Genomic DNA, 4,117 nt, shown 5'->3' with positions numbered 1-4,117 from the left:
CAGTTATGCGGCTGCGAATGTGTTTCTGGACGCGCTGGCTGTGCACCGTCGTGCGGAGGGTCTGCCGGGGCAGTCGCTGGCCTGGGGTGCGTGGGCGCCGACGGGAGGGATGACCGCGACCCTGTCCGAAGCGGACCGGCAGCGCATCGCCTCTTCCGGTGTTCAGCCGCTCTCCGTCAAGCAGGGGCTGGCGCTACTCGACGCTGCGCTGGCCACCGACCACCCCCACCTCGTCCCCCTCGGCCGGATCGCCACCGGAGCCGGGGCACGGCTGCTCGGCGACGTACCCCCGCTGCTGCGCGGGCTGGTCAGAACCGCGAAACGGCAGGCCATGGCCGGTGGCGGCCCCGCGGCCGATACGCACCACAGCTTGGCGGCCCGGCTCCGGGAGCTGCCCGAAGGGGACCGGCTGCGGCAGGTGAGGGAACTCGTACAGGCTGAGGCGGCGGCCGTGCTCCGGCATACCTCGGCCCGGACCGTCGACGCCGGGCTGGAGTTCAAGGAGCTGGGCATCGACTCCCTCACCGCGCTGGAACTGCGCAACGGGCTGACATCCGTCACCGGACTCCGGCTGCCCGGCACCCTCGTCTTCGACTACCCGACGCCGAACGCCTTGGCGGAGCACCTGCTGGCGACGCTTCTCCACGAACACGGGGGCGGCCGAGATGATCAGTACACCCTCCTCGCGGAACTCGACAGGGTGGACGCGGCACTGACGGCGGCCGAGCCCGACGAGCACACCCGCGCGGCGGTCTCGCTACGGCTGCGCCGCCTCCTGGAGAAATGGCGAGCCGGTGCCGAGGACACCGAATCCGCCGAGGTCGTGGAGCGGATCGAAGCCGCCACCACCGACGAAGTCCTCGCGTTCATCGACAACGAACTCGGCCGGCTGAGCGACCGCTGACCGGGCCGTCCGCGCCTTTGACCTCTCCCTCCTTCGCCGTAGGAAGGCTCCACCCCCATGTCGAACGACAGCAAGCTCGTTGACTACCTCAAGTGGGTCACCGCTGATCTGCACCAGACTCGCCAACGACTGCTGGACGTCGAGTCGGAGAAGCAGGAGCCGATCGCGATCGTCGGTATGTCCTGCCGCCTGCCGGGCGGTGTGCGTTCACCCGAGGACCTCTGGCAGCTGGTGAAGGAAGGCCGCGACGGCATCTCCGCCTTCCCCGCCGACCGCGGCTGGAATCTGGCGGCCCTGGCCGGCGAGGGGAACGGCAGCAGTGCCTCCGTGGAGGGCGGGTTCGTGGACGCCGCGGCCTTCGACGCCGAGTTCTTCGGCATCTCACCGCGCGAGGCGATGGCGATGGACCCGCAGCAGCGGCTGCTGCTGGAAACCTCCTGGGAGGCGTTCGAACGGGCCGGGATCGACCCCGCGACCCTGCGCTCCAGCCGGACCGGCGTGTTCATCGGCACCGCGGGTGTGGACTACGTGGGCGTGGTCATGAACTCCCTGGAGGATGTGGAGGGCCACGCGACGACCGGCCTGACGGCCAGCGTGCTCTCCGGCCGTATCTCGTACGCCCTCGGGCTGGAAGGCCCGGCGGTGACTCTGGACACCGCTTGTTCGTCCTCACTCGTCGCACTCCACCTCGCCGCGCACGCCCTGCGCTCGGGTGAGTGCACCATGGCACTGGCCGGCGGTGTGACCGTCCTGTCCACGCCGATGAGCTTCGCCGGCTTCAGCCGGCAGGGTGGGCTGGCGGGGGACGGCCGGTGCAAGGCGTACGCGGACGCCGCCGACGGCACCGGCTGGTCCGAAGGCGTCGGCCTGCTCGTCCTGGAGCGGCTCTCGCACGCCAAGCGCAACGGACACGACGTCCTCGCGGTGATCCGTGGCTCGGCAGTCAACCAGGACGGGGCGACGAACGGTCTGACGGCGCCGAACGGGCCGTCGCAGCAGCGGGTGATCCGGCAGGCGCTGGCGGCGGCCGGGTTGTCGGCGGCGGATGTCGATGTGGTGGAGGGGCACGGTACGGGTACGCCGCTGGGCGATCCGATCGAGGCGCAGGCGCTGCTGGCGACGTACGGTGAGAACCGCCCCGAAGGCAGGCCGCTGCTGCTCGGTTCGCTCAAATCGAATATCGGGCATACGCAGGCCGCTGCCGGTGTGGCGGGTGTCATCAAGATGGTGATGGCGATGCGGGAGGGTGTGCTGCCCCGCACCCTGCACGTGGACAAGCCGACCACGCATGTCGACTGGTCGACCGGCGAGGTGTCGCTGCTGACCGAAGAGACGGCCTGGCCGGCCACGGGCCGACCGCGCCGGGCCGCGGTGTCGGCGTTCGGTATCAGCGGCACCAACGCCCACACGGTCATCGAACAGGCACCGCCGGCCGAAGACGAGCCGGTCGAGCCGGTCGAGCCGACCGTGACACCTGCCATCGCCCCGTGGACGGTATCGGCCAAATCCCGGACAGCGCTGGAGGCACAGCTGGCGCGGCTGGGCACGGCCCCCGGTAAGTCCCCCCTGGACGTGGGTTATTCGCTGGCCGCCCGGCGCACTCTCCTGACCCACCGGGCGGTGTTGGTGGACGGGGTGGAGGTTGCCCGGGGTGTGGCTGCCTCGCGTTCGCTTGGGGTGTTGTTTTCGGGGCAGGGGTCGCAGCGGTTGGGGATGGGGCGGGAGTTGTACGGGCGTTTCCCGGTGTTTGCTGAGGCTTTTGATGCGGTGTGTGCGGGGCTGGGTGTTCCGGTGCGGGAGGTGGTGTGGGGTGAGGATGCGGATGAGCTGAATCGGACGGTGTTTGCGCAGGCGGGGTTGTTTGCGGTCGAGGTGGCGTTGTTTCGTCTGGTGGAGTCGTTGGGGGTGCGGCCGGGTTTTGTGGCGGGGCATTCGGTGGGGGAGGTCGCGGCGGCGCATGTGGCGGGGGTGTTGTCGCTGGCGGACGCGTGCACGCTGGTCGGGGCCCGAGGCCGGCTGATGCAGGCCCTGCCCGAGGGCGGTACGATGCTCGCCGTCCAGGCCACCGAGGAGGAAGTCCGTCCTCTTCTGAACGAGTCGGTGTCGATTGCCGCCGTCAACGGCCCGTCGGCCGTCGTGGTCTCGGGAGCCGAGGACGCCGTTGACACCGTACGGAGTCACTTCGAGGCCTTGGGCCGCAAGGTCAACCGCCTTCGTGTCTCCCACGCGTTCCATTCGCCGTTGATGGATCCGATGCTGGACGAGTTCCGTGCGGTGGTGTCGGGGCTGTCGTTCTCGGCGCCGGAGATCGCGCTGGCCGCTGATGCGGAGGTGGTGTGCGATCCGGAGTACTGGGTGCGGCACGTCCGGGACACCGTACGGTTCGCCGACGCGGTGCGTTCACTGGCCGACCAGGGCGCCGACACGTTCCTGGAACTCGGCCCGGACGGAACCCTCTGCACCCTGGTGCAGTCGAGCCCCGACGCGCTGGCCGTCCCGGTGCTGCGCAAGGACCGGGGAGAGGAGAGGACCCTCGCCGAGGGGCTGGCCCGGCTGCACTGCGCGGGCGTGGAGGTCGACTGGGAGCGTTGGTACGACGGTACCGGCGCCCGGTACGTGGATCTGCCGACGTACGCCTTCCAGCGCGAGCGGTACTGGCCGCGGCCCGCGCTGCCCGTGGGGGATGTCGCCGGTGCCGGGCTGATGCCCGCCGAGCATCCGCTGCTGGGCGCCACGGTCTTTCTGGCGAGTTCGGACGGGACGATGCTCACGGGCAGGCTGTCGTGCGCATCACAGCCGTGGCTTGCGGAGCACCTGGTGGGCGGTCAGGTGATCTTCCCTCCGGCCGGGCTGCTGGAACTCGTCATCCGGGCCGCCGACCAGGTGGGCTGCGGTCGGATCGAAGAACTGACACACACCGAACCGCTTGCGCTCACGGAGAACGGTGCGGTCGCCGTTCAGATCTGGGTGGGTGCTCCGGACACGTCGGGCGAGCGGCCGTTCCGGCTGCACTCCCGGCGCGAGCAGGACTCGGAAGCCGAGTGGACCGAGCACGCTAGGGGCGTCCTGGCTACCGGCTCGGCTGCTGCGGTGGAGGTCACCGGCACGGAGGTGCAGCTCGCCCTGTCGGGTGAGGTGGCGCGGGAGGCGGATCGGTTTGGTCTGCATCCGGCGTTGTTGGCTGAGGTGGTGCGGGTGGTGGTGGGGGAGGGG

General features: G+C 70.3%; 1 protein-coding gene and 1 pseudogene. Both read left to right on the top strand.

Annotated features, from left to right (window positions below; all coding sequences use genetic code 11):
• The coding region (locus ACIQ9E_RS29705; RefSeq protein WP_403712299.1) for a phosphopantetheine-binding protein at positions 1-904 on the top strand (904 nt) is incomplete at its 5' end.
• Between the two features lie 57 nt (positions 905-961).
• A pseudogene (locus ACIQ9E_RS29700) lies at positions 962-4,117 on the top strand (type I polyketide synthase); the annotation flags it as partial.

It is taken from the genome of Streptomyces sp. NPDC094448, assembly GCF_044763775.1.
GTDB lineage: Bacteria > Actinomycetota > Actinomycetes > Streptomycetales > Streptomycetaceae > Streptomyces.
This window is presented reverse-complemented; position numbering and strand designations above follow the sequence as displayed.